The sequence below is a fragment of the Croceivirga sp. ABH4_376 genome, from assembly GCF_056160685.1.
The window spans coordinates 223720-248935 of the sequence record NZ_JBSWXQ010000004.1; the positions used below are offsets into that span (position 1 = coordinate 223720).

Genomic DNA, 25216 nt, shown 5'->3' on the forward strand with positions numbered 1-25216 from the left:
CCATTTTAAGCACTAATAGTCGGGCAAGACTGTAAAACCTATCTAAAAAAAAGCCCCGATCTTCATCGGGGCTTTTGCATTATATTTTGTTACGTTTTCTATCTACCTCTTTCAGATATACCTTTCTTAACCTTAAGTGGTTGGGCGTTACCTCTACATACTCATCTTTCTGTATGTATTCCAAGGCTTCTTCTAACGAAAATTTGATTGCTGGTACAATCTTAGCTTTATCGTCTGCTCCTGAAGAACGCACGTTAGAAAGTTTTTTGGTTTTGGTAACGTTTACCGTCATATCATCCTGACGTGAGTTTTCACCAATTACCTGACCCTCATAAATATCCTCTCCCGGATCAACAAAGAATTTACCTCTATCTTGCAATTTATCAATAGAATAAGGAATTGCAGTACCGGTTTCCATAGAAACAAGAGAACCGTTGATTCTACCTGCAATGTCTCCTTTAAGCGGTTGGTATTCCACAAAACGGTGCGCCATTATAGCTTCACCCGCTGTTGCTGTTAATAGTTGGTTTCTTAGTCCAATAATACCACGAGAAGGAATCATAAATTCGCATAGCATACGCGAACCCTTTGCTTCCATACTCACCATTTCACCTTTACGAATAGATACCATCTCTACGGCTTTACCAGATACTTCTTCTGGTAAATCTATAGTCAATTGCTCTATTGGCTCACACTTTACACCGTCTACCTCTTTGATAATTACCTGTGGCTGACCAATTTGTAGCTCATACCCTTCTCTACGCATGGTTTCTATCAGTACAGACAAGTGTAATACACCACGCCCAAATACTAAAAATTTATCTGCGCTATCTGTTTCTTGCACTCTTAGTGCTAAGTTCTTCTCTAATTCTTTTTCTAGACGTTCTTTAATGTGTCTAGAAGTAACAAACTTACCGTCTTTACCAAAGAATGGACTGTCATTAATAGTGAACAACATGCTCATGGTAGGCTCGTCTATTGCAATAGTCTTTAGCGCTTCTGGGTTTTCTATATCTGCAACGGTATCGCCAATTTCAAAACCTTCCATACCTACAATAGCACAGATATCTCCGGTTTGAATTTGCTCTACTTTTACACGACCTAAACCTTCAAAAACGTAAAGTTCTTTGATTTTAGACTTTACAACTTTACCATCTCGCTTAACCAATGATACTTGTTGCCCTTCTTTTAACGTGCCACGCTGTAATCTACCAATAGCAATTCTCCCTGTAAAAGAAGAGAAATCTAAAGAGGTGATCAACATCTGTGTAGTACCCTGTTCTGGTTTAAATTCTGGAACGTGGTCTAAAACCATATCCAACAATGGCTCAATATTTTCGGTTGGTTTTTTCCAATCCTCTCCCATCCAGTTGTTCTTTGCAGAACCATAAACGGTAGGGAAATCTAATTGCCATTCTTCCGCACCCAACTCAAACATTAAGTCAAATACTTTCTCATGTACACCTTCTGGGTCGCAGTTTTCTTTATCTACCTTGTTTACAACAACACAAGGCTTTAACCCTAATTCAATGGCCTTTTGCAAAACAAAACGTGTTTGTGGCATAGGGCCTTCAAAAGCATCTACCAACAAAAGAACACCATCTGCCATATTTAGTACACGCTCTACCTCACCACCAAAATCGGCGTGACCAGGAGTATCAATGATATTAATTTTGGTATCCTTATAGATAACGGAAACGTTCTTAGAAACAATTGTAATTCCTCTTTCTCGTTCCAAATCGTTGTTGTCCAAGATCAAATCTCCTTTGTTTTCGTTCTCACGAAACAACTGACAGTGAAACATAATTTTGTCTACCAAGGTAGTTTTACCGTGGTCTACGTGCGCTATAATAGCGATGTTCTTGATTTTCTGCATCTTCTGATAATAAGGGCGCAAAATTACATTGTTTTTTTTGCATTCTTATTTTACCTAACAAAAAAATAATCTGAATTTAGAAATAAACAACTTTACTGGGCGATCTATTGATAGAAAATCAAGATATAGCACTGATAAATCAATATAATTACAACCCTTTATAACTTCTTTTGTATTTGACAGGGATTGCCAAATGCCAGCACGTTGTCTGGAATATCTTTATTTACGACACTACCCGCACCAATGGTTACATTATCGCCAATGGTAACCCCAGGAAAAATGACCGAATTGCCCCCAACCCAAACATTGTCACCAATCTTTACCGGCTTGCTTGAAGTTAAATAACTAGAACCATTCTCCGTGGTAATTATTCGTTCCGATGCTTTTAGCGGGTGGCTCGCGGTATATATCTGTACATAAGGAGCTATTAGTCCATTTTTACCTATAATTATACTATTGTCATCCAAGAACATACAATTGGTATTTACAAACGTATTTTCACCAATACGAATGTTCTCTCCATAATCGCAAAAAAAAGGTGTTTCTATCCAAACGCCTTTATCCACACCTCCTAATAATTCTTCTAAAATACGCGCTCTTTCTTGCAATAAAGTGGAATCTAACGTATTGTACTGCTGTAATAACCTTCTGGCTTTATGATACGTATTCAACAATTCTACGTCTCTGGAATCGTAAAATTCGCCTGCAAGCATTTTTTGTTTTTCTGTCATAGAAAAGTTATTCTGATTTGTTAATTGTTCGTCTTCTTTTAAAACGAACCCATTCTTATCATTAAACTATTAAGGCGTTAATAACTAATTCCAAAATCTGCCTGCTGCTTTTTGCGCTTAGTGGCCACCCAACCAAAAGTAAAGTTTAGTATTGGCCCATGACCATTTAAAACACCATCGCCACGGTAATAACCATACCCCGCTTCTATATTGTAATTAAATCCTTTTTTATTGGTGCGTTGTATACCATAAACCCCACCATAAAATGCCACGGCAAAGTCCTTATCCGGCACCATGTTTTGAGACAGTTGTAATTTTCCCCAGAAGATAGAACGGGCGGGAGCCAAATAATTGGCAGAATTGCCTATTACATTTTTATTGGCGTCCAAACGCCTTTGTATATTATGGTAATATCTAATACGGGTATGCCATGCGTAACCAAAAGTGTATCCTTCTTGATACGTTGCCAAACCAGGTGAAAAACTAGTAGATGCGGTTACGTTGCGTAGCAAACCAATCTCATACCTAAATCCGGGGCCTAAAAGGTTGAAGGTTACTTGGTGTTTTTCTAAATGTAGTAACCCAGAACCTTTTTCACTTAGGCGGTACTGTGCTTGCAAGGTTTGTAATGCCAAATGGCAAAATACAAGCAAAATAATACGTTTCATGATGGTAGTTTAGGGCATAAGTTAATTTTCTTATGCCCTATAACGGTCGCCTTTAGCTAATTTTTAGGATTTTAACTTATCATTTATCGTCTTGATTTTCCAAGTACAAACCCCAGTTTTAAGGCGGTAGCTATAGCAAAACCGCCATCGTATTCCGAAAAGTGATATGCAGGCCCAACCTCAAATCGAAACTGTAACCCTTTCTTACCAGTTCGCTGCAATCCGTAAACTGCCCCTGCCAATGCAAAGTAGTCCTCGTAATAATCCAAATCGCCAATAAATGCTTTTCCGCCTTGTATGGCCAACAAGGGTGCTATATAATTCCCAGAATTACCGGCAATATTCTTGTCTTTAGACAACCGTCTATCAAAATTTATGTAGTTCCGGTACTGCAAACGACCTATGGGGTAAATGCCAAAACCGCTTTCTGAAAACGAAGATTCCACATATTGAAAACCAATAGTACCTTCTATTGCCATGGTAGATTTTTCTCCTACAGCTGCCTCATAAATTACGCCGGGCAACAGCAGATTAAGTGTTATTTGCGATTCTTCTACCTGTCTGTTCTGTGCCATAACAGGCATAAATAGGCCAAGGGCCATAAGTGTAGTGTATATGATTTTCATGATGGATTGTTTAAGCATTTAGCTTATCAAATAACGAGCCAAAAAAGTATCTTTGTTAAAATTCTAGATTATGAATCTTTCTTTAATACCGCAATTAAAACATGCCAAAAGCGATAACTTCTTTTTACTATCTGGGCCTTGTGCCATAGAGGGCGAAGACATGGCCATGCGTATTGCAGAGCATATTGTTACGGTAACGGATAAGCTTAAGATACCTTACGTATTTAAGGGAAGTTTTAAAAAAGCGAATCGTAGCAGAGTAGATTCTTTTACTGGAATTGGCGATGAGAAAGCGCTTAAAATATTAAGAAAAGTATCTGAAACTTTTGAAGTACCCACCATAACAGATATTCATGAAGTTACCGATGCTGCCATGGCTGCCGCATATGTAGATGTGCTGCAAATTCCAGCATTTTTGGTAAGACAAACAGATTTAGTGGTTGCTGCCGCGGAAACGGGTAAAGTAGTGAACCTGAAAAAGGGACAGTTTATGAGCCCAGAAAGCATGCAACATGCCGTAAATAAGGTTAAGGAAAGTAATAACGAAAAAGTTTGGATTACAGACCGGGGTACCATGTTTGGTTATCAAGATATGATTGTAGATTTTAGGGGCGTACCTACCATGAAACAATATGCTCCCGTGGTCTTAGACGTAACCCACTCTTTACAACAACCCAACCAAGCTTCTGGCGTTACTGGTGGTAGGCCGGCATTAATTGGCACAATGGCCAGAGCAGGTATTGCCGCAGGTGTAGATGGCATCTTTATGGAAACGCATTTTGACCCAAAAAATGCAAAAAGTGATGGCGCAAACATGCTAGATTTAAGTCTTCTTGAAAAAATTCTTACCGATTTAACCGCTATAAGAAAAACCATTAATTCACTATAAATCAGTTTTTTAATATCTAAAAATGCCTATATCTAAAATTATTATTTTTATTTATTCTAAATAAATTTTGAATAAATAGCACCCTCATGTACATTTGTCTTGTTTTTATTTAGACCAATAACAAATAACAATCAAATAGCATGAAGTATAATATACTTAGCTGCCTTTGTCTCTTAGGATTCTGGGCAACTGCGCAACAAATAACAGTGAGTGGAAAAATAGTTGATACAGATGGTTCACCCGTTGCTTGGGTTTCTGTAATAGAGGAAAATTCAACTAATGGAACTAACTCGCAAGAAGATGGAATATTTATCCTTAAAATTTCAGAAAACAAACCCACTACCCTACTCTTCTCCGCGGTTGGTTATAAAACCATCAAAAAGAAAATAAGCCCTAATACGACCAACCTACAATTGGGGAGCATACTATTAGCACAAAACCAAGAACAATTAGAAGAGGTGGTGGTAGAAGGGCATCACAACAAATATGTACAACGTACTCCTTCTTCTTCTTTAAGACTACAAACAGAAGTAGCAAAGCTTCCGCAAAACATTCAAATAATTGGGGGCGAATTACTAAAAGACCAACAAGTAACCAACATCATGGAGGGGCTTAGCCGTAACGTAAGTGGGGTTACACTGCTAGAGCACTGGGGTAATTTTGCTCGAGTGAACATGCGTGGCTTCCGTTTACCCGCCTTTAGAAATGGATTTAACGTACAAGACTCTTGGGGTCCATTGTCCGAGGATATGGCTTTTGTAGAGCAGGTAGAATTTGTTAAAGGTCCGGCTGGCTTTATGATGGCTGCAGGCGAACCAGGTGGTTTTTATAATGTGGTAACCAAAAAACCAACAGAACAATCTATTGCTAGTGTAAATGTTATGGCTGGTAGTTATGATTTTTACCGAGGTAGTTTTGACTTTGGTGGCAAACTTACCACTAACGGCAAACTGTTATATCGTTTAAACGCCATGTACCAAAGTAATGACACCCATAGAGGTAACGAAACTACAACGCGCTATGGTGTTGCACCTGCCCTTACTTACAACATTAGTGATAAAACTGCCATAACAGCAGAATTAAATATGCAACAAGCAGAAAGCTTACTAGGTGCTGCCTATGTATTTGCCCCAGTGGCAGATGGTTACGGAAGCTTGGACCGTGATTTTAAATTTGTAGATACCAATTATCCTGCAACCGACATTCAAGAAGTTACCTTATTCACTAACATAAAACACGAGTTTAATAAAGATTGGGCGTTAGAAGGTAAGTTTGGTTATTTACGTTATGATCAAGAAGGCACCTCTACTTGGCTATGGTCATTAGACGATGCCACTGGAGATGCCATACGTTACAACAGCATTTGGGACGCGCTATCTATTGGCAAATTTGCACAAGCTTACTTAAATGGAACGGTTTATACGGGTGGTGTTACCCACAAGATATTGGGTGGATTCGACTTTACCGAACGTGAATATTGGGCAGATTTTAATCAATTTGGCATAGTAGACGTTGCACAACCTTTTAACATTTACAATCCAGAGTATGGCAATACCGTTTTGCCCGTTTTTAACCGTTCTGCATACGTAAAATTTAGACCTAACGTATACAACTACGGTTTTACTAATCGTTCGTTTTATTTTCAGGATGAAATTGGCTTTATGGAAGATAAAGTTCGTTTAACTCTTGCAGGGAGATACACCAATTTAGCCACTATAGGGATTACGGAAAACGAAGATATATTTACGCCTAGAGCTGGTATAAGCATAGATATTTTACCGAGCTTAAGTGTGTACGGATTGTACGACCAAGCTTTTACACCAAATGCTGGTGTAAGTGCTACGGGGGAACAATTTGACCCTGTTAAAGGAAATGACCTTGAAGGTGGTATTAAAAAACGTTTTTTTGACGGAAAACTAACCACGTCCTTAGGCGCTTACGTTATTACCAAAGAAAACGTACTTACAGCAGACCCGGACAACCCTAATTTTTCCATTCAGTTAGGTGAAATACAATCTAAAGGTATAGAGTTTGACTTACAGGGAGAGGTTACCCCAGAACTTAATGTGGTGCTTAATTATGCCAACACCAATGTTGAAATAACAGAAGACAGCAATCCAGAAAATATTGGTAATCGCGTTGCAGGCCACGCCAAGCACATGACCAATGGCTGGTTAAATTATAAGTTTGCTAACAGTTCTAAATTTAAGGGCTTTGGCGCTTCTTTAGGATACCAATACCAAATAGACCGTTCTACATGGCAATGGGGAGCAGATAACGAATCTGTATTGCCAGATTACTTTAGGTTAGACGGGGCGCTTTCGTGGCAAAACAACAACTTTAGAGTGCAATTAAACATCAATAATTTATTGGATGAATACCTCTACTCTGGATCTGCCTATAGTTCATATCTGTACTGGCAGTCAGAACCTGGTATTAACGGGAGACTTTCCGTTACCTACAATTTTTAACCTTCTTGTTTAGTTTGAGTTAGTTTTTTTTACCGGTCCCCGGGCAACTGGGGACCTCTTTTAAATCCTTTTTTTATGAAAAAAATTATAACAACATTAGTTTTAGCCCTAAGCTGCTTTACCTCTTTTGCCCACTATTTATGGGTAGATACCGCACCCAAAGGAAAAATTGGCAATACGCAAGAGATAAAAGTCCATTTTGGAGAATATACCTATGGTGTTATTGAAAAAGTAACTGGGGAAGCTTTTCCCGCGGTTGCTAACTTTACCCTTTGGTTGGTACATCCAAACGGTACTAAAACAGTCTTAGAAACCCAAGCCAAGGACAATCATTATTTGGCCCAATTTACCCCAACCACCAATGGAGTATACACCATAGCATTAAACAATAATGAAATTGATGTAATAGACTACACACAATACGATTTCGGTATTTTTAAAACGCATTACCATAGTACTGCAAAGGTTCAGGTTGGATTGGATGATAGCGATACCAAAACGATAAATACAGAAGGCATTGCCATTAAACAACTAGCCAATACCAATGATAAGGTTACCTTACAAGTGCTGTATAAAAATGCACCATTGGTAAACCATGAGGTTAAAATATACGTAGCGGATTTATGGTCTAAAACTTTAGAAACAGATGCTACAGGAAAAGTAGAATTTACAATGCCGTGGAACACCAAGTTTATAATTGAGACCACCAAAAACGAGGAGGTTCCCGGCATTTATAAAAATGACAAGTACGAGTTTATTTGGCATTGTGCCACCTATTGCATAAACAACTAGACTCATGACCACCCTATGTATTTTATTACTCCTAGCTGGGTTTTCCTTATGCTATAGCACCTCTAAGAAAATGCAACCAGTACCTATATTAGGTTTTGAGCCCATGTTAGGTCCTAATCCCGTTTTAAAAATAGGATTAGGACTCACCTTTCTTGGCTTGGCCTTGGGCTGCACCTTGTTCAATTTTGGACTTACCACTGGTATTTTTGTCTTTTTGGTTTTTCTGATGACGGTTGCAAGTCTTGTCATTTTATTGGCCCCATTAAAATTGCTTGGTCCAATAGTTGTTTTCCCAGTGTTTTTTGTCCTTGTATTCTTAGAAAATTGTGTGTTCTGATGCCTGCTAATCCTAAATACCTAAATCCAAATATTGGATCACGAATTTCCAAAATTACCGCAGCTATTTTGGGCGGACTCCTAGTAACCGTATCGCTGCATATGGCACTGGCTACTTGGTTAGACCGTACGCTAGTAATTATCACCAGTACCTATTCTGCTTTTATACTTTGGGTAGTGTTAATGATGATTGCTTTTGTGGCAAAGAGCGGCTTAAAAATCTTGGGCATATATCTTTTAATTAGTGCTTTGTGCTACGGCTTAGTGCATTTTGGACCAAACGTTTAGACCAATAATGAAAAGACGCATATACAATATACTTTTCCACACGCATACTATTAGCGGCATAGTAATAAGTGCTGCGCTTTATGTTATATTCTTTGCAGGCTCACTTTCCTTTTTTAGGGACGAAATTGCCAATTGGGAACAAAATAGCCATACGCAGTTTACAGACCATTTACCTTTAGACATTGACGCTTATGTAAAATCGATTTCTAAAAACCACCCCTTGCAAGGAAGAGAGATAGAGCTAACACACTACTACAATGAACCAACTTTTACCGTTAATATTAGCGCCAGTGCAGACAGCCTTGCAAATAAAGAACTACAACAGCCTAGCTTTTTCTATTTAAATACAACTGATAGCACCACCAGTACGTATCTAGACAATTATGGTTTGGGAGAGTTCCTTTACCGTTTACACTTTCTAGACCAAATTCCTTACCCTTATGGCCGTTATTTATCTGGTTTTGTTGCCCTGTTTTTTCTGTTTGCCTTATTTACCGGTATCTGGATACATTGGGATAAAATCATAAGCAACTTCTACACGTTTAGACCCTCGGCAAAACTTAAAACCATTTGGACAGATGCACATACCGCCTTGGGCCTTATTGGTTTTCCTTTTCAGTTTATTTATGCTTTAACCGGTGCTTTTTTCTTATTAAAAGGCATTTTAATGCTTCCTCTGGTTTATGGTTTGTATAATGGTGACCAAAATAAACTATATGAGGAATTAGAGTATACGGATCCACATTTTGATTATACCTATACCCCATTAGAACATCCACCAAAAATAAATCCACTAATAGAAAAAACGCTGGCAGATTGGCCAGATTTTCAATTGACGGAAGTACACATGTTTAATTATGGTGATGCCAATATGCACGTATCCTTAAGTGGTAATACCGCATACAATAAAAAGTTTAGTGGGTATGGTTATAGAATCTATAATGTGGCAGACCAGTCTATTACGCATGAAAAAGTTGCTAAAACCAATAATACCTATCTAGATGGTGCCAAGACCATTCTATACAGATTACATCTGGGAGACTATGGTGGTCTGGCACTACGTTTTATTTCTTTTATCCTAGGTTTAATTTCTTGTGTGGTAATTATCTCTGGTATCCTAATTTGGCTGGTAGCACGAAACAAAAAAAACATACCAGAGAAAAGACGCCGATTTAACCATTGGGTTGCCAATAGCTATATGGCTATCTGTTTAAGCATGCTACCGGTAACGGCCCTAACCTTTATAGTTACAAAATTGTATGGCGTAGAGCGTTCACTCATTTTTAAAACCTATTTTATTAGTTGGTTGTTGCTGAGTTTGTTTTTCACGTTTAAGAAAAACATCAACTTTACCAATAAATGGTGTTTAGTATCTGGTGGTATACTAAGTTTAGTTGTTCCTTTTACAAATTGGTTTAGTACTGGTAACTGGCCGTGGATAAGTGTAGCTAACGGATATAAGGAAATTTTATTTGTAGACTTACTTTTTTTAGGATTGGGCTTAATTGCCAGCTGGGTAGGTCTTTTCAAAATAAAATTTAAATCAAAAATAATTAACACGTAAAGGATTACAAGAATTTTTCGCCTAATCCTATTTTTCAAGTCATTAACAATCAATTATTTGCAAATCACTCGTGTAATTCACTGTTTCACAACATTTGTTTTAGCCTAGGTTTAAATACTATCAATTTTATAGTATCAACCTAAACCATTATAATGACCAAATTTAGCGATTGTGTAATCCATTACATATATTACTTAAAAAAACCGGCCACTTTAATTTACCTTATTCTAGCTTTTACTTGTAATATACAACAGCTTAGTGCCCAGACTACTTTTACTGAAAGTGCTGCCAGTTACAATTTAAATATTGGTCAAAGTAAAGATGGAGGGCATGCTTGGGCAGATTTTGATTTGGATGGCGACCAAGATGTTTTAGTTTTGGTAAATAGCACCTCGCAAAAAGCACGTTTAATGCGTAACAATGGAGATGGCACTTTTACCAACGTACAAGCAACACTTGCTCCTGGAATCTTAAATGCCCGTGCAGAACGCCAAGCAGCATGGGGAGACTTAAACAATGATGGCCGTCCAGATTTTATGATAACCTCTAGCGGTAATTCTGGTGGCAACCCATCACCACCTGCATTGCAAATTTTTCTACAAAATTTAGACGGCACCTTTGGAGATGCCCTTGGCGGTACCAACCCAATAACCGTAGGTAGAAATGGACATACTATTACTATTAACCCAATGAACGCAGAGGGCGCGGGATTTTTTGATTTTGAGGGCGATGGAGATTTAGACATCTTTTTTGATAGCCACAATTACGGTATAGAAATTCTACGTAATAATTATATAGACCATACCAATAGCACAGTAACCAACCCAACTGCAGCATTATTATTTACCCATATAACTACTGGCAACGGAAATGGTGTGGTAAATTTTGGGTTAAACCAATTTGCTACCGATGGAGATTTTGGAACGGCCGCAGATGCCAATGATGATGGTTGGGTAGATATTTTTATGCGTAAAAGAGATGAGAACGACTTTTTTTTAAATCAAGGTGGAATTTTTACCAATGGGTCTGATTTGGCACAAGCTGCCAATGGCAACAAAGGTGGTAATGGACTTTGGGATTTGGATAACGATGGCGATTTAGATGCTGTTTGGACAGAAAATGGATTAACCCAAATTTACCGAAACGAGGGCAATGGTACTTGGACCGCCTTAGGAACTGGTGTTTTTCCTGGTTTACCGCAACCCAATAATAGTAACAACGGTAGCTCTTCTAACAGAATAGACGCCTTAGCCGGTGGTGATATAGATAATGATGGCGATATAGACATTTTACTTGTTGGGCAAAACAGAAGTTATTTATATATAAACCAATTAAATAGCCCCACTCCAGCCCCAGGGGTTATTGGTAGTGGTAGCGCTATGAATTTTAGTCTAGATCCAGAAACATTTAATACCAATGATGGTGAAGGTACCACAATGGTTGATGTTGATGATGACGGGGATTTAGACATATATATGAACATTAATGGTTCTAGCAACCAACTATGGATAAACAACCTAGCAGCGGCAAACCGAAATAACCACTTAATGGTAAACGTTATAGAGGACCGTGCCTCCAATGGAGACACAGGAGGTTTTGCCGGAAGGATCGCCCTAGGAACTAACGTATTAATAAGAGATTGTAGTGGAAATATCGTAAGTGGGCTTAGACAAGTAAACGGAGTTTATGGTCATGGTACCCAACAACCAGAAACCGTACATTTTGGATTGCCCCTAGGGGAAAACGAAACCTATATTATTGAAGTTCGCTATCCAAATTTTAACGACCCAGAAGAGGGAATTACTAGATTGATTGCTACAGGGGTGGCGCAGCCTGCTACCATTGCTGGCACCAATCATTATAATATAACCACAACAAACGCAGAAACCATACAAAACCTGAATACGCCAGAGGCGGAAGATGACTTGGTAACCATACCTTATGGCAATAGTGTATCTATACAAATAAACCTTTTTACCAATGATACAGAACCGGATGGGGAAAACTTTTTTATAGAAAGTATTACCCAACCATCCGTGGGTTCTGTTACCATAGATGATGCCAACAATGGCTTGGTTACGTATACGTATAATGAAGCAAATCCGTTTCCCGGTTCTACTTCCTTTACGTATACCATTGTTGACGAAACCTATAATTTATGTGCAGCGCAAGGAAAATCAGACACGGCAACGGTAACAGTTTACGAACCCTGCTCTGACCCCACGGGTGTAGATACGGATGGAGATGGCATTAACGACATTTGCGACTATGACGATGATAATGATGGAATTTCAGATTTTGACGAACAACAATGTTCTACCACAAACCCTGGGGTATTGGGAATACCTACAACAGTTTTAGGTGGTACTGCGGTAGATGAAATTTATACGGACTACAATGGCTATTGGTACTCCTCCTCTTCAGCTATAAATCCAACTGAACCTAATTTAAGCCATAATTTATTGGCCTTTGGTTCTGGAGGAAATCTGTATAGCACAGGCGTTGTTAATACCAATATGCTAGACACGGATAGCAACGGAAGGTATGATGCCGTAGATACCAATGGCGATGGCAGTGGCAATATAACCACTGCGGAAATGGAGTGGCGTGCCTTTAGACCTAATAGTAATATTACCAATAAAGTGGCATTAGAATCTGCCTTAAATGATGGTACACTAGGTAGTGCTCTAGGCTCTACCGTAGTTGCAAACTTGGCTACGGATCCGTTAAACCCATTACTTACCAACGGGCCAAGAGGCCTAGATTTAGGCACGGGAATAGCTAACGTTTTTGATTCATGGTTCTTTAATATTTCTACTATTAATATAGCTGCGGTTAATGATGGTTTACCCGATATTTTAATTACGCAAGTAGCTCAGATAAGTTCTACTGTTGATCATAACATTGCTTTCTTTGATGCAGCAGGTAATCCGGTAGGAAACCAAGTTAGGGTTACCTCATTAGGAGGTGGAGAACTTTCTAACGTAATTGGTTCTCAACGTTACGATGTCTATCAAACCAATGGAAGCGCCTGGCAAATTAACGTAACAAAAAATATTAGAATGGCCACATTAGAATTATCTGAATTTGGTTTGGATGCCTCCAATATAGGCAATGTAGCCTTAATGCGCCTTACCTTGAACAATAGCGCAGACACAGCATTTTTAGCTTACAATATGGATTCTTTTGGAGAATTCTGTACAGATTTGGATACGGATGGCGATGGCATTGTGGACCGTCTAGATTTAGATAGTGATAATGACGGGATATTTGATGTTGTAGAAGCTGGCCATAATCTTGCACATACCAATGGCATGTTAACTGGTGCCGTAGGGGCAGATGGTATTGCCGATGCATTACAGACCAATCCTAACAACCAAACCACTACTTACATTGTGGCGGATACTAATGGAGATGGTTTACCCGATTTTCAAAACTTAGATAGCGATGGGGACGGCTGTGCAGATGTGAATGAAGCTGGATATACAGATAACAACGATGATGGTTACTTAGGAGATATCCCATTAACGGTTTCTTTGGACGGTGTGGTTACATCTGGTGTGGATGGCTATACTACACCTATTGATGCAGATGGCAACGGCCTTTATGATTATACAGAGGTTGGTACGGCTCCTACAATTACCAATCAACCCGCCAATACTACAATTTGCCCAGGATGCTCTGGAACCATAACGGCTAATTTTACAGATGCAGATGGCTATCAATGGCAACTTTTTAATGGTACCACTTGGGAAAATTTGGTTGAAGGTGGTATTTACGGTGGTACCACTACACAAACCTTGACCATAACCAACCCAACAAATGCAGATCATGGGAATACATATAGAATTGTTGGTAGTAGCTCAACTTTTGTGTGTACCAATGCTATCTCAGACCCAGTTGTATTAAGTGTTCGTATTAATACCGTTATTACGAATAGACGTATAACCTATAGGGTAAATCGTGATTAGAAATAACTGGTTTACTCTTTTTTGTAAAATCCGTTTCCCCTAAGCTGGTAAGCTTCTTCTAGTACTTCTTGAAGAACACGATCATCTATGGCTTCTAAGGAAGAATACCTAAGTGATTTTACCACTTTACGCTTTTCACAATTCATTTTATCTAAATGTTTGGTCAAATGTGCAGAGTTCCAAAACGCAATATCTACATATTGTTTTTTGTGCGAAGCATTTAAATAACATATAGGGCTCTTACCTACATAAAAACAAGGAATATTCCACTTGTATTTTATTTCTACATCGGGCACTATACTCTGGATGGTCATTTGTAAGTGCAGTAGTATACTGCGGTACGGTTCTGGTTGATTAAGTATGTAGGCCTCTGCTGGATTCATTTTAAAATCATTTTTTAAATATCTTTTTAACCGCCTGCATGATCAACACTACTACCAAACCAATGAACAAGCCTAATAGGAATTCTTTTAACATGGTTGGTAAAGCAGGAAATAAATGATGAAAAAACGCAATGTTATGATTAAAAATACCCCCAGAAACCAATAAAAGTGCCAATGTACCCACAACCGATAACGCTTTAATTATAACGGGTAAAGCATTTACCAATAACTTACCAACTTTATCAGAAAAGCTATTTTCTTCTTCATTTAGATTGATGAGACGAACACCATAATCGTCCATACGTACAATCAATGCAACTATTCCGTATACACCAACGGTTGCTAGCAATGCAACAATAGAAACGGTTGCTATCTGTATGGTCAACGTTTCATTTACTACCGTGCTTAAAGCAATAATAACGATCTCTACAGAGAGAATAAAATCCGTGATTATGGCATCTTTAATTTTCTTTTTTTCTAATTGCGGTAAATCTTGTTCTGCTACCTCCGTAGGCTTCTGTGCATCTTCATGTTGGCCTTTATGAAAAAAGTATTCGTAAATCTTTTCTGCACCTTCATAAGCCAAGTAAATTCCACCCAATACCAATATTACGGTTATTGCAACAGGAAAATAAGCACTCAATAAAAAAGCTATGGGTAAAATAATAAGCTTGTTTAAAAAGGAACCTTTAGTAATGGCCCACAAAACTGGTATTTCCCTGCTAGATAAAAACCCGGTTGCCTTTTCTGCATTTACGGCTAAATCATCTCCAAGAATACCTGCTGTTTTTTTTGTTGCTATTTTACTCATGGAGGCCACGTCATCCATTAAAGCAGAGATATCATCTAAAACAGCAAAAAAACCAGAAGCCATATTTTTAATTTAAGATTAGTGATTTAATTAGTTGTTCCGCAAAATAAATAAATCCTACCTAGAAGGTGGTCTTAAAAGCAAAAAAAGAGAATACTTATAAACCTTTTAAAGACATAAAGGTGGCCACCCAAATAATTAAGGACGATAAAAAGATGCCAATGGTATTGGCCATAAATGCCTTTGTTTTTTCCATCTTAAACAGATATGCCGCAATACTGCCGGCATAAACCCCTGTTCCAGGAAGCGGTATCATAACAAAGAGGATAACACCTAGAAAACCGTACTGCTTAATCTTGTTTCCAGAGCCCTTTTTAGCTCTTTGCCCAACAAAAACAGCAGATTTCTTATAAAAACGCCATTTTACCAAGTGCCTGTTTACGTACTCTAAAAAAAACATCATTAATGGAAAAACCAACACATTGGCCGCAAAACAAACTACAAACACCAAATAGGGGTTAATTCCTTGATACATACCGTAGGGAATACCCACCTTGGCCTCTCCAAATGGAGAAATGCTCCAAAGTGCCGCTATAAGTATTTCTTTAAGCAATTTTTATAGTTTAGAGCCTGCAAAACTAGTAAGGAATTTAAGTTCTGCTCCTTAAAAAATTATTAATTATCTCTTTTATCGTTTAAGTGAGCTAGAATAAAGTTTAAGGGCAAGTACAGTTTTAACATGGTAAGTAGAAAAACTGTTTTCCTTAGTCAATACAGGATAAAAAAGTAGCTTTCAATAATTACCATTACAAAATAGTAGGCAAGGTACTAGGCTAAAAAATTGGTCTTAAAACCCTTGGAGATTTTTGCAGCATAAAGCTCAGGAGTTTCTTTAGCAATTACCACCTTACCAGTATCCAAATAAACATCAAACACAAAACAAGAAAAATCCACACAACATTCTTCATCCAATTCTTTTAAAAGAAATTGAACCAGCTTTGGCCTTAATTGATATTCTAACCGAAGCTTATGTTGGTCAAAATTAACGGTAGAATTAGAGGGGGCAATCCAATTAAATTTCATTTGTTAATTTATTGTTAAAACAAAACTAACTAAAAAATTGAAATGCCCTCTATATTTTAGCCCAAGCGTTACGCTTTACCGTCTACATAATCTTGCAAGTATTCATATTTGGCGGTAAGTTTTCCATTTTGAGTCATTCTAGCCCTTTCCAGTATTCCATCTTTATCGCCATTAAAAAAGGCAGGAATTACGTGTGCCACGAAAGCTTCTCCAAAACCGCCACTGGCATCTCTTGGTAGTTCTGCAGGCAAATTATCTACCGCCATAACCGCTATAGCATCTTGTTGTAAAAAATCTACTTCGGTTTCTGTTTTGGGATCATAACCATAAACTGGGTCTGCAATAGTAGATGGTTTAATGGTGCTTGCTACGGGCCCATCTATATCACAACTTATATCTGCAACCACTTTTATTTTAAATTCTGGTTGTTTGGCATCTGCTCTTGTGTATAAATAAGGAGCACCATCCCCGTAAAAATGCCCCGCAATAAACATATCTGATACTTTGGCAAAACGAAAGAAATTAGTGGCATACCCAGAGGGATCTTTAAAAAACTCTTGCTTATCCCCTTCTGAGCCGTCTTTGGGTTTATTGTAATCTAATACGTCTATTTGGCAATACACCGCCTCTTGGTATGCCTTGCCTAAATAATCTGCAACGCTAACCTCTTTAATACCCATACCATCTAGCATTTCTTTAGCACCATTACCTACCCTACCCATACCGGTAAGCACAATTTTAATGGCTGGTAATGTAATTTTTTTAAGTTCTGCTATTAGTGCCGCCTGGTCTTTAAGGTGTTCTGCTTTTGGCAAGGTAAACGATTGTTGTTTTAAACCAAAAGTTCTAATACCGTTGTACGCCCCTACAATACCCGCGTACCTACCAAAAGCCACTAAGCGTTGCCCTTGGGTATTGGTAATTACTTCATGATCATACAATTCTATGTTTTTTTCTAACACAGCTCTTAGTAAATCCCTGTTATAAGGTTGCTTTTTTATGGTGTGCGAAAAGAAAAAGTATTTTTTATTAGGCAACAATGCATCTATTGGCACTTCTTTAACGCCCAAAAGCACATCACAACTTTCCATGGCATGTTGCACCGGCACTCCTGCATCTTTATATTCTTGGTCCTTAAAAACCCGAATAGGCGATGGCTCTACAACTAGTTGCGCTTCTGGATGGGTTTCCATGACGGTCTGGCATAATGCTGGCGGCAATACTACGCGTTTATCTGGTGGATTTTTACGTTCTTGTATGATTCCGAATTTCATTGCAGTTGTGGTATAATTTTTGCCTAAATTACCTAGATTGCCAAGGTTGTACAAACTTTTTAGTTGTTTGATGAAATACCTTTACCTTTGCGGTCCGTTTTACCGAAAGGGAAAACGTGCGTTAGGGATTGCGGCTTTGTTGGAGCTCTTCTTTTTATTCATGAAAATGATAAATAGAAAGCGACTGCCAAAAGCCCGACCTGCCAAGGCAGGGAACGCCCTTCTGTTCTTTGAAAAAAGTGGGCAGTGTTTTTTTACTGACTTACTTATGGGGCCGACCGGTTTTGACAGCGAGACCAATGGCGGTGTAAGCATGCCGAGCTATGAGAATGATGCTCGTAAATACAATGTCTCAACTTTTTTAAATGGCGAGTCTAACTACGCTTTAGCTGCTTAATTGACTGAATTATAGTAAGTCCAAGCCTAGTCGCGCAAGGCGCGAAAGCTGAATGTTCCATGGTAGCCCTTGTTGATGGCGACCAGTTTAGGAGCACCATAAAAGTCAACACCGAATTGTTTGTGCTTCGGTAACAATTCTAAACTAAAGAAGCTAAGCTTAAGATAGGCGGTTTTGGGTCGGTCTTAAGTCGAAAAATGAACCAAGACTAAGCATGTAGAAAGCTCAGTTATTGCTTGTTTGGACGAGGGTTCGAATCCCTCCGGCTCCACTTTAAAAGCCACCTTATGGGTGGCTTTTTGCGTTTTACCTACGGTATTCGAAGGCCTGGGCGGCAAGCCCGCTCCTGCACTAAAAAGGTCTACCAGACCTTTTCTTAACGCTTGGCCGTCTCCGGCTCCACATTTAAACCCTCGTAAGCCTAGTGTTTACGGGGGTTTATTTTTTGAGTTGACAGAATCGTTGACAGTTTCAAAAGCAATCCGCTTAGGATAAAACAAGCGTGAATAAATTCTTATTCTTCAATTCTACACCCAAGAAGTTGGGTCTATAGGTGATATGGAAAGGCATTAGTATTTATCGCTGTTCTTTGTTGACCGTGGTTATTTTTGAAGATTCTTAATTTCTGGTACAATGTAATCATTCAACAATTTTGTTGTTTGATTGTGTGATTTCATTCCACCATTGTAATAAGTACTTGTTAAAACCACAACCAATTCCAAATCTGGAAAAACAACTACTTTGTTTCCACCAGTTCCTGTCATAAAGTATGATTTTTCATTATCAAAATCCGCTAACCACCACAAGTAACCATATTCATATGCTCTATCAACTTGAAATTCTGCTTTTGGTGTGGTTGATTTTTCTACCCAGTCTTTTGAGATAATTTGTTTTCCGTTCCATTGCCCCTTGTTTAAATATAACTGTCCTATTTTCAGTAAATCCCTGCTTCGCAGTCCTAGTCCCCCGCCAGTCATTGGAATATCAATTGGTGTCATTTGCCAATGATACTTTGTGATTCCTAGTTTATCGAAAATAGATTTTTTAGCATATTTATCTAAACCTCCTGAAATACTGTTGATAACATCACCCAACACAACAACGCCTGCGGTACAGTAGCTAAAATTTCTACCATATTTAGAATCTTCGGGTTTTGTTGCCCATTCTGGGTAACCCTTTATTGGTAAATCCCAATAAAATTTAACCCAATCTTCTACTAAATACATTCGTTCCTCATAGCCCCTAGAAAGTTGTTGTTCGTTCCAATCATCACATTCCAAAATCGAAGACATGGTAAGCAAATCTTCAATAGTTATGCTGTCTTTTCTAACGTCTGGATTATAAATATTTTCTCTTTTGGAATACTTGGATGCAAACTCCTTCTCAGACACAAGTTTCTTGTCATTAATAAGGCAACCAATTAAAGTTCCTGTTATGGTTTTCGTTGCCGAACGTGTGTTATGAAGCGTGGCATCATTGCTCTCATTGTAATAGTTTTCAAAAATTAACTTGCCTTTGTGAGCTATGACAATACTTGTTATTTGTTTAAAGTCATTGGCGGTTACTAAACTGTCCATTACCGTTAGTGTTTGATTATTCGCTAAGGATTGATTTATGGTCCACCCATCGTTTTGAAATTTAGGAACAAATGAATTTTCTTGCGCCCCAGAAATTTGGGACAGCAGTATGGAAATGGTTGCAACTAAAATTTTGTACATAATTGTTTAATACTATTTTCCTGCAAAGAACAGCTCCTTTTCTTTTTGAAAATAGGAAATTCTTAACTTAAAATTTTGGCAGCCAATTTTGGCGAAAGATTCAACTGTTTTTTAAAGTCCCTAACCATGTGGCTTTGGTCGTAATAATTTGAAAAATAGGCAATGTTAGTTAAATTGTGATTTTTTGAGAGTATGGAATTTAGCGCTTTATTTAGTCTTATTTCACGACAATATTGCCCAAAAGTTTGGCCATAAAATTTATGAAACGTCCTTGATAAATAAACTGGGTGCAGGTTTAATTCTTTACTTATTTGTTCTAGCGTTACTCTTTCCTCTGAATTTTCATAGACCAATTCTTCAAGCTTTTTAAACCAGTGAGGCTTTTTCTTGTCCGTCTTTCCATTATATTTTTTAATGCTTGATAACAATTGCACCAATAACAATTCAATACTAGCCTGATTAAAATTATCTGATTGTTTAGATTCTAGTAATATTTTATAAGCAAGATTCTTAGAATAGGGTTCTTGAACATTAATACTACCTTCTATGCTAGATAGGTCAAAATTTAAATTGTTTGCCCAATTGCTATTTAATTCTATGTGAGCCCCTCTAGTAAATTCGGGTGGTTTTATATTTCTATGAAAATCTTGCCAGTTATGAAACAGAAGGTTTCCTTGTGATAAAGTGTATGTTGCCTTTTTGTTTTCTTCAATAAGTTTACCTTGAAGTAGAAATGTAAAATACGGGTTTTCGTGTGTATGCCAGTCTACATAATCGTGAGTATATTCAGTGTCGGTTATTGTAATACCGTTAAAACTAAGTTTATGATTTAATTCCCCAAAATATTGCCCTTCTCTTAGTTGTTTTGTCATTTGTTGGTTTTGGATGCGCGTGTCATTGGACTTGGTTTGTATTACTTTGTTGTGGAATTACACGCAGTAAACATTATGCCATAGCACTAAAGATAGGTAATTGCAAGGATTTCTAAGTGGAAATTCCGACTGCAGTTAGTTATACAGCTAAGAAATGAGCCTATAGGTGATGTAGAAAAGTATTTGTAATTATCGCTGTTCTTTGTTGACAAAAGTTTATAGTCGTTTTTACATTCCAATAGTTAAGCTGAAGCTCTTGTTTTAATCTTGGAAGATTTTACTAAAGCTGCCTTCATAACTGGCAGCAAGCTCAGTAAACATATTTTTGATTTTTACTATTCTAGTCTAGTTTTTATTTCATATTCATAATCAATACCATATCTATCTACTTGGAATATCCATATCATTCTGTCGTTAGTTGGAAATTCAATCTGAATATTGGCCTCCATTCCTGCCTCGGATTCGTTAGAAGTGTCAGTAGTAACTACAATTAGATAAGTATCACCTTGATTTTCCCATGTTCCAGTTATAACCCCTTGGCTAGTGCAATTTTCATCGCTTACCATTCCGCTACTCGGGCTAAAAGTTTCGAATCTAAAACTTCCATCATTGTCAAAGGTAAAACGACCCAACGTAACACAGAAATAGTCATATTCCGAGAATTCATCTGTCCCATCATCTAATACTTCTCCACGCCCCAGTTCTGTCCAAGTTCCGACAATTTGGTCAGTTGACTCCGAGTCCATTCCATTTTCATTATCAGAAGAACATGAAAACAAGATTGTTGCAAAAAAGATTATAAATAAGTTTTTCATTTTTTTGATTTTGTTAGAGATAATTTGAAGGAAAGATAATGGTAAAAATTACATGGAACGGACTTGTTTATGAAGCTAAACGTACTAAAAGACACTAACTTTTCGGATAAACACAGAGCCGAATTTTTATATTTTGTTTATAATTTTTCTCTTTTTATAAGCCAAACCACATCATTTCGCTGTTGCGTAATATTCTATTTGGCGGACTTTCTAAATATACAAAACCATTCGGTTGAGCACTGATTAGCTATGTTTTATACACGCTGTTATGCGCTTTTTTTTTATTCTATTATTCCAATTATGTTACTCGTTCCTTGTACTGACTTTAAAAATTTTTCATACTCTTCGATTTTTTTCATTGCGTCTGGAATATTCAAATCTTTAGCATTTCCCGAATTTACTTTTTCAGTAATACACTTTATTTCTTCAAGGTCTACATTTTTGAATATATCTTGTACTTCATTTAGTTGCATAAGATACCATCCAGATAATTTTATATAATGCCCTTTATAACCTATAAAATTTAAAATTAAAAGATTTAAAAGGTTGTGAAGTTTGAGTGCATTAGCTTCTAATTCAGCTTCCCAATTTGAATCAATAGGTATTCCTCCGTGTAAATAATCGTTTCGTTGATTTAAAACATCTAAATCATCTTGAGTTAACGTGATTCCATATAATTCAAAAGGTTTTGTTAGTTTGTCTTTGTTTGTTGGGCTATTTAGATTATTAATTTTGGCAGTAAGTATTTTGAGTCCTTTTATGTCAATATCAGGTTTGTACTTATCTAAAAGAGTTAATTGTTCTTTTCTGAAATTTTTAGCAATGTTTTTATCTTCTATTGGTTTAAATACTTCTTCATTTAAACCTTTTAAAAACTCTGTAATGGTTTCAATAGCTACCGAATAGAGTGCTCCTTTTTGAATGGAATCTGATAAGTTCCCAGCAGTAACTATAAGTTCTATTGTGCGTAATAATTCTGGATGTTCAAGAACTTTTTCACAGAGTAAGGAAAATATTTTTGAATCAAACATTTTGTGGTATTTCTCTAAATACTTTTGTTCTTTTCTACTTTTATCCTTAAAGGTTCGAAAGAAAAATGTTGGGTTAATTATTTGATTTTTGGAAATAATAGAAGGTGATTCTAAAACATATTCATACTCATCTATTGTTTCAAAATTTTCTTGATTAGATAAGATATATACAACTTCTTCCTTATAAAATTTCCCTGATAAAAAAGCAAAACATAATCTAATTATATACGCGTATTTCTTAAAATCATTTAAAGCTATTTTATTAATTGAATCTATTATCATTGAATTCATTGGTTCAATAGCATAAAAATCAAATTTATTTCCATTTATTTCAACATCTACAAACATTCCTTTTGTTGATGGAAATGGTAAACCTATTAATGACTTTTGTAGATACCAGGTCTCATAATCGAACTTTAAATGATTTTTTTTGAATTCTAAAATTTCTGTTGGGTAAGTTAATTCAGTATCATTCGTCTTAATAATAAGTCTTGTATAACTAGGTTTTGGATTTCCGCTAAATGTTTTTAGATTATTTAGTGTTCCATTTAGATATTGAGGTTTTTTCGGATATTCTGTTTTAAAATTACTTACCGATTCTTTGTTTGTGTAAAACGATTTTCCGTCTTGAATGATAGTTAGAGTTTTGTTTAATCCATAACTTTCTTTATGTAATACACCTCCAATATTTAGAAGTTTTTCAACTTTAATTTGAAATGGTAATCCTTGTTCTCTGTTATTTAAAATCTCAATTGGAAAATTTTGTTGAACTGCTTTTTTATCTGAAGTATTAAATGAAAGTAGGATCTCATATTTACCTCCTAAAGCTAGTTTTTGTAAGCATTCAACAGTTGGTTTAAAATTCTTATGTTTTGCAGTTTCTAAGATTTTTTTTTCATAATCTAAAACAGGTCTAACAAATTGCTTTTTCAATTTAAGAAATATTAATATTCGATTTATACATTTTTTATCATTCGGTCGAATCCTGAAATTGCGCATAACAACTCAATATCCGTCATACTTACGGGTATCTCTTTAGCATAAAACTAGCTATTTAATTAGAACCAAGACATTCTTTTTATCAACATAAAAAATCTTGCGCTTAATTTAAGCACTAGCATTCAACTACACCTTCTGTTTCCTAAGCTTCCAAACTACCTACTGTAATAAATAGAAAAAGTTAAAAACAACCACCCACACCTAAAGCCGCAACAAAACAAAAATGTTAACGTTAAAAAACTCTATTTAACAATTACAAACTAATGACGATTAAAAACTACTTTTCTATTTTTTTATTTGTTGCAGTCTTAACTTCTTGCTCTTCTGATGCAGACAATGATACGGAGACGGTAAACCAACCAGAACCGCCAACAGAAGTTACCTTACAGGCCTTTGAACAATCTTATGCCTATGTAAATGACCAAGTTACTCTAGTAGGAACCAATTTTACCACCAATGCAAGTGAAATTAAAGTCTTGCTAGACGATATTGAGGCTACACTTATTTCTGCTACTGCTACAGAACTTACTTTTACCATACCTGCAGGAACAAGTGCCAGCCCATTTGTTGCTATTGAAATGCCGAACACCAACGTTTCCTATGCAGACACCTACCAACCTATTGCAGTAGTAGATAACACCAAAGGTGAATGGATTACCTATCCATTTTATTTAGAAGCTATTAACGCAGTAAGAAACATACAAGCCACCGGCAAAGAGGAAATATATTTTTCTACCGAAGCCAAAAAAGAAGATGGTGGCGGAACTGGTATAATGAAAGTACACAACACCTTAAATGGTGGTGTTTCTATTGCATTTTTTAATCAGGCTTATGTATTTACCGAGGAGAATGGTGACTTTTTGGTTGGTTCGCAAGGGGGCGAATTCCTTCTGGGTTCAAACTACCTATCTTATCTAAAGGCTGATGGTACACAAACTGTTTTTGAGGATTTCCCCAGTAATGTAAATTCTTGGACAAGAGGTTTGTTTGCTGATGAAAACGAACAAACCATAATCATTGGGTCTGCAGAGGGCAGAATTTACAAGTCTACAGATGGTGCGCAATCTTTTGACATGATATATTCCAGAGAAAGCAACAATTATGAATTCTTGAGCTTTTATGCCCATTCTGAAAATCAAGTATGGTTAGCGGGTTATACCTTTCCTTTTCCGGAGAACCTAGATTACTACCCTGCCAAACAATTGAGACTTAAAGATGGAGTATGGGAAGATAGTGCGGTAGAAATAGAACCCGGAAACAGAACAAGAGAACGCATAGAGCGTATAAAATTTATAGATGGCATCACTGGTTTTGCTTCTGCTTACATTGTAGATTTAGATACCGGAGCAGATAAATATGTTTTAATAAAATCCACAAATAGCGGAGATAGTTATGAGATTGTACTAGAAGAAGATACGCGCATAGAAGATTTTACTTTTAAAAATACCGATGAAGGTTGGTATGTTACCGGCAACGAAATTTTTACTACCACAGATGGGGGCAGCTCTTGGCAACTAATGCATACCGCTGCCACTTCTTGTAAAGGTATTTTATACAACGATGGTGTTCTATGGGTAATTACCGATGGTATGTTATTGAAATACTATTATTAAACTAAGCA

At 37.0% G+C, this 25216-nt stretch carries 21 protein-coding genes and 1 other RNA gene; 8 read left to right on the forward strand and 14 right to left on the reverse strand.

Annotated elements, in window-relative coordinates:
- Positions 1-79: 79 nt before the first annotated feature.
- The 4 genes from typA to ACXAGS_RS11225 form a co-directional block, all read right to left on the reverse strand.
- Positions 80-1876 carry a translational GTPase TypA gene (gene typA, locus ACXAGS_RS11210; RefSeq protein ID WP_474906797.1) on the reverse strand — a complete coding sequence of 599 codons (1797 nt, stop codon included), beginning with the start codon at positions 1874-1876 and terminating at the stop codon, positions 80-82.
- Positions 1877-2034: 158 nt separating this feature from the next.
- Positions 2035-2607 carry a sugar O-acetyltransferase gene (locus tag ACXAGS_RS11215; RefSeq protein WP_474906799.1) on the reverse strand — a complete coding sequence of 191 codons (573 nt, stop codon included), beginning with the start codon at positions 2605-2607 and terminating at the stop codon, positions 2035-2037.
- A gap of 77 nt (positions 2608-2684) precedes the next feature.
- Positions 2685-3275: a hypothetical protein gene (locus ACXAGS_RS11220; protein ID WP_474906801.1), complete on the reverse strand. Its 591-nt coding sequence runs from the start codon at positions 3273-3275 to the stop codon at positions 2685-2687.
- 83 nt (positions 3276-3358) lie between these two features.
- Positions 3359-3901, reverse strand: coding sequence for a hypothetical protein (locus ACXAGS_RS11225; protein WP_474906803.1), 543 nt, complete (start codon positions 3899-3901; stop codon positions 3359-3361).
- A 70-nt stretch (positions 3902-3971) separates the two neighbouring features.
- Between ACXAGS_RS11225 and kdsA the strand changes: the two genes are divergently transcribed.
- The 3 genes from kdsA (at position 3972) to ACXAGS_RS11240 (ending at position 8053) form a co-directional block, all read left to right on the forward strand.
- Positions 3972-4790 (forward strand): 3-deoxy-8-phosphooctulonate synthase, encoded by an 819-nt coding sequence (gene kdsA, locus ACXAGS_RS11230; RefSeq protein WP_474906805.1) that lies wholly within the window; start codon positions 3972-3974, stop codon positions 4788-4790.
- A gap of 140 nt (positions 4791-4930) precedes the next feature.
- Entirely contained in the window at positions 4931-7261 is a 2331-nt protein-coding gene (locus ACXAGS_RS11235) for a TonB-dependent siderophore receptor (protein ID WP_474906807.1), read from the forward strand.
- 75 nt (positions 7262-7336) lie between these two features.
- A complete protein-coding gene (locus ACXAGS_RS11240; protein WP_474906809.1) occupies positions 7337-8053 on the forward strand; it encodes a DUF4198 domain-containing protein in 717 nt (238 codons plus the stop codon).
- Positions 8054-8104: 51 nt separating this feature from the next.
- Here ACXAGS_RS11240 and ACXAGS_RS11245 read toward each other — a convergent pair whose 3' ends face one another.
- Complete coding sequence (locus ACXAGS_RS11245) at positions 8105-8302, reverse strand: hypothetical protein (protein WP_474906811.1); 198 nt, start codon at positions 8300-8302, stop codon at positions 8105-8107.
- Positions 8303-8389: 87 nt separating this feature from the next.
- On the opposite strand from ACXAGS_RS11245, the gene ACXAGS_RS11250 reads away from it, so the two are divergent.
- The 3 genes from ACXAGS_RS11250 (at position 8390) to ACXAGS_RS11260 (ending at position 14212) form a co-directional block, all read left to right on the forward strand.
- A complete protein-coding gene (locus tag ACXAGS_RS11250) occupies positions 8390-8677 on the forward strand; it encodes a hypothetical protein (RefSeq protein ID WP_474906812.1) in 288 nt (95 codons plus the stop codon).
- 7 nt (positions 8678-8684) lie between these two features.
- Entirely contained in the window at positions 8685-10241 is a 1557-nt protein-coding gene (locus tag ACXAGS_RS11255; RefSeq protein ID WP_474906814.1) for a PepSY-associated TM helix domain-containing protein, read from the forward strand.
- Between the two features lie 152 nt (positions 10242-10393).
- A complete protein-coding gene (locus tag ACXAGS_RS11260; RefSeq protein WP_474906816.1) occupies positions 10394-14212 on the forward strand; it encodes an FG-GAP-like repeat-containing protein in 3819 nt (1272 codons plus the stop codon).
- An 11-nt stretch (positions 14213-14223) separates the two neighbouring features.
- Here ACXAGS_RS11260 and ACXAGS_RS11265 read toward each other — a convergent pair whose 3' ends face one another.
- The 5 genes from ACXAGS_RS11265 to ACXAGS_RS11285 all read right to left on the reverse strand — a co-directional run bounded on the left by ACXAGS_RS11265 (position 14224) and on the right by ACXAGS_RS11285 (position 17763).
- Positions 14224-14595, reverse strand: coding sequence for a DUF1801 domain-containing protein (locus ACXAGS_RS11265; RefSeq protein ID WP_474906817.1), 372 nt, complete (start codon positions 14593-14595; stop codon positions 14224-14226).
- 7 nt (positions 14596-14602) lie between these two features.
- Positions 14603-15469, reverse strand: a complete 867-nt coding sequence (locus ACXAGS_RS11270) for a DUF808 domain-containing protein (protein WP_474906819.1) — start codon at positions 15467-15469, stop codon at positions 14603-14605.
- Positions 15470-15563: 94 nt separating this feature from the next.
- Positions 15564-16019 (reverse strand): COG2426 family protein, encoded by a 456-nt coding sequence (locus ACXAGS_RS11275; protein WP_474906821.1) that lies wholly within the window; start codon positions 16017-16019, stop codon positions 15564-15566.
- A 215-nt stretch (positions 16020-16234) separates the two neighbouring features.
- A complete protein-coding gene (locus tag ACXAGS_RS11280) occupies positions 16235-16489 on the reverse strand; it encodes a hypothetical protein (protein ID WP_474906822.1) in 255 nt (84 codons plus the stop codon).
- Positions 16490-16557: 68 nt separating this feature from the next.
- Positions 16558-17763 (reverse strand): NAD(P)-dependent oxidoreductase, encoded by a 1206-nt coding sequence (locus ACXAGS_RS11285; protein WP_474906824.1) that lies wholly within the window; start codon positions 17761-17763, stop codon positions 16558-16560.
- 270 nt (positions 17764-18033) lie between these two features.
- On the opposite strand from ACXAGS_RS11285, the gene ssrA reads away from it, so the two are divergent.
- Positions 18034-18434, forward strand: a transfer-messenger RNA (tmRNA) gene (ssrA, locus tag ACXAGS_RS11290).
- 328 nt (positions 18435-18762) lie between these two features.
- Here the strand turns inward: ssrA and ACXAGS_RS11295 are convergent.
- The 4 genes from ACXAGS_RS11295 to ACXAGS_RS11310 all read right to left on the reverse strand — a co-directional run bounded on the left by ACXAGS_RS11295 (position 18763) and on the right by ACXAGS_RS11310 (position 23529).
- Positions 18763-19878: a serine hydrolase domain-containing protein gene (locus ACXAGS_RS11295; protein ID WP_474906826.1), complete on the reverse strand. Its 1116-nt coding sequence runs from the start codon at positions 19876-19878 to the stop codon at positions 18763-18765.
- Positions 19879-19940: 62 nt separating this feature from the next.
- Positions 19941-20750 carry a helix-turn-helix domain-containing protein gene (locus tag ACXAGS_RS11300; RefSeq protein ID WP_474906827.1) on the reverse strand — a complete coding sequence of 270 codons (810 nt, stop codon included), beginning with the start codon at positions 20748-20750 and terminating at the stop codon, positions 19941-19943.
- Positions 20751-21085: 335 nt separating this feature from the next.
- Positions 21086-21496: a hypothetical protein gene (locus tag ACXAGS_RS11305; RefSeq protein WP_474906828.1), complete on the reverse strand. Its 411-nt coding sequence runs from the start codon at positions 21494-21496 to the stop codon at positions 21086-21088.
- A 350-nt stretch (positions 21497-21846) separates the two neighbouring features.
- Positions 21847-23529, reverse strand: a complete 1683-nt coding sequence (locus ACXAGS_RS11310; protein WP_474906830.1) for a hypothetical protein — start codon at positions 23527-23529, stop codon at positions 21847-21849.
- A 329-nt stretch (positions 23530-23858) separates the two neighbouring features.
- On the opposite strand from ACXAGS_RS11310, the gene ACXAGS_RS11315 reads away from it, so the two are divergent.
- Positions 23859-25208, forward strand: coding sequence for an IPT/TIG domain-containing protein (locus ACXAGS_RS11315; protein ID WP_474906831.1), 1350 nt, complete (start codon positions 23859-23861; stop codon positions 25206-25208).
- Positions 25209-25216: the final 8 nt, after the last annotated feature.

What these genes read in the sequence shown, in the direction of transcription:
- kdsA (WP_474906805.1), top strand. Translation starts at nt 3,972, where the DNA reads ATGAATCTTTCTTTAATACCGCAATTAAAACATGCCAAAAGCGATAAC.
- ACXAGS_RS11215 (WP_474906799.1), bottom strand. Translation starts at nt 2,607, where the DNA reads ATGACAGAAAAACAAAAAATGCTTGCAGGCGAATTTTACGATTCCAGA.
- ACXAGS_RS11220 (WP_474906801.1), bottom strand. Translation starts at nt 3,275, where the DNA reads ATGAAACGTATTATTTTGCTTGTATTTTGCCATTTGGCATTACAAACC.
- ACXAGS_RS11250 (WP_474906812.1), top strand. Translation starts at nt 8,390, where the DNA reads ATGCCTGCTAATCCTAAATACCTAAATCCAAATATTGGATCACGAATT.
- ACXAGS_RS11315 (WP_474906831.1), top strand. Translation starts at nt 23,859, where the DNA reads ATGACGATTAAAAACTACTTTTCTATTTTTTTATTTGTTGCAGTCTTA.
- ACXAGS_RS11225 (WP_474906803.1), bottom strand. Translation starts at nt 3,901, where the DNA reads ATGAAAATCATATACACTACACTTATGGCCCTTGGCCTATTTATGCCT.
- ACXAGS_RS11245 (WP_474906811.1), bottom strand. Translation starts at nt 8,302, where the DNA reads ATGACAAGACTTGCAACCGTCATCAGAAAAACCAAAAAGACAAAAATA.
- ACXAGS_RS11305 (WP_474906828.1), bottom strand. Translation starts at nt 21,496, where the DNA reads ATGGACTCGGAGTCAACTGACCAAATTGTCGGAACTTGGACAGAACTG.
- ACXAGS_RS11280 (WP_474906822.1), bottom strand. Translation starts at nt 16,489, where the DNA reads ATGAAATTTAATTGGATTGCCCCCTCTAATTCTACCGTTAATTTTGAC.
- ACXAGS_RS11285 (WP_474906824.1), bottom strand. Translation starts at nt 17,763, where the DNA reads ATGAAATTCGGAATCATACAAGAACGTAAAAATCCACCAGATAAACGC.
- ACXAGS_RS11255 (WP_474906814.1), top strand. Translation starts at nt 8,685, where the DNA reads ATGAAAAGACGCATATACAATATACTTTTCCACACGCATACTATTAGC.
- ACXAGS_RS11240 (WP_474906809.1), top strand. Translation starts at nt 7,337, where the DNA reads ATGAAAAAAATTATAACAACATTAGTTTTAGCCCTAAGCTGCTTTACC.
- ACXAGS_RS11295 (WP_474906826.1), bottom strand. Translation starts at nt 19,878, where the DNA reads ATGTACAAAATTTTAGTTGCAACCATTTCCATACTGCTGTCCCAAATT.
- ACXAGS_RS11265 (WP_474906817.1), bottom strand. Translation starts at nt 14,595, where the DNA reads ATGAATCCAGCAGAGGCCTACATACTTAATCAACCAGAACCGTACCGC.
- typA (WP_474906797.1), bottom strand. Translation starts at nt 1,876, where the DNA reads ATGCAGAAAATCAAGAACATCGCTATTATAGCGCACGTAGACCACGGT.
- ACXAGS_RS11260 (WP_474906816.1), top strand. Translation starts at nt 10,394, where the DNA reads ATGACCAAATTTAGCGATTGTGTAATCCATTACATATATTACTTAAAA.
- ACXAGS_RS11270 (WP_474906819.1), bottom strand. Translation starts at nt 15,469, where the DNA reads ATGGCTTCTGGTTTTTTTGCTGTTTTAGATGATATCTCTGCTTTAATG.
- ACXAGS_RS11300 (WP_474906827.1), bottom strand. Translation starts at nt 20,750, where the DNA reads ATGACAAAACAACTAAGAGAAGGGCAATATTTTGGGGAATTAAATCAT.
- ACXAGS_RS11235 (WP_474906807.1), top strand. Translation starts at nt 4,931, where the DNA reads ATGAAGTATAATATACTTAGCTGCCTTTGTCTCTTAGGATTCTGGGCA.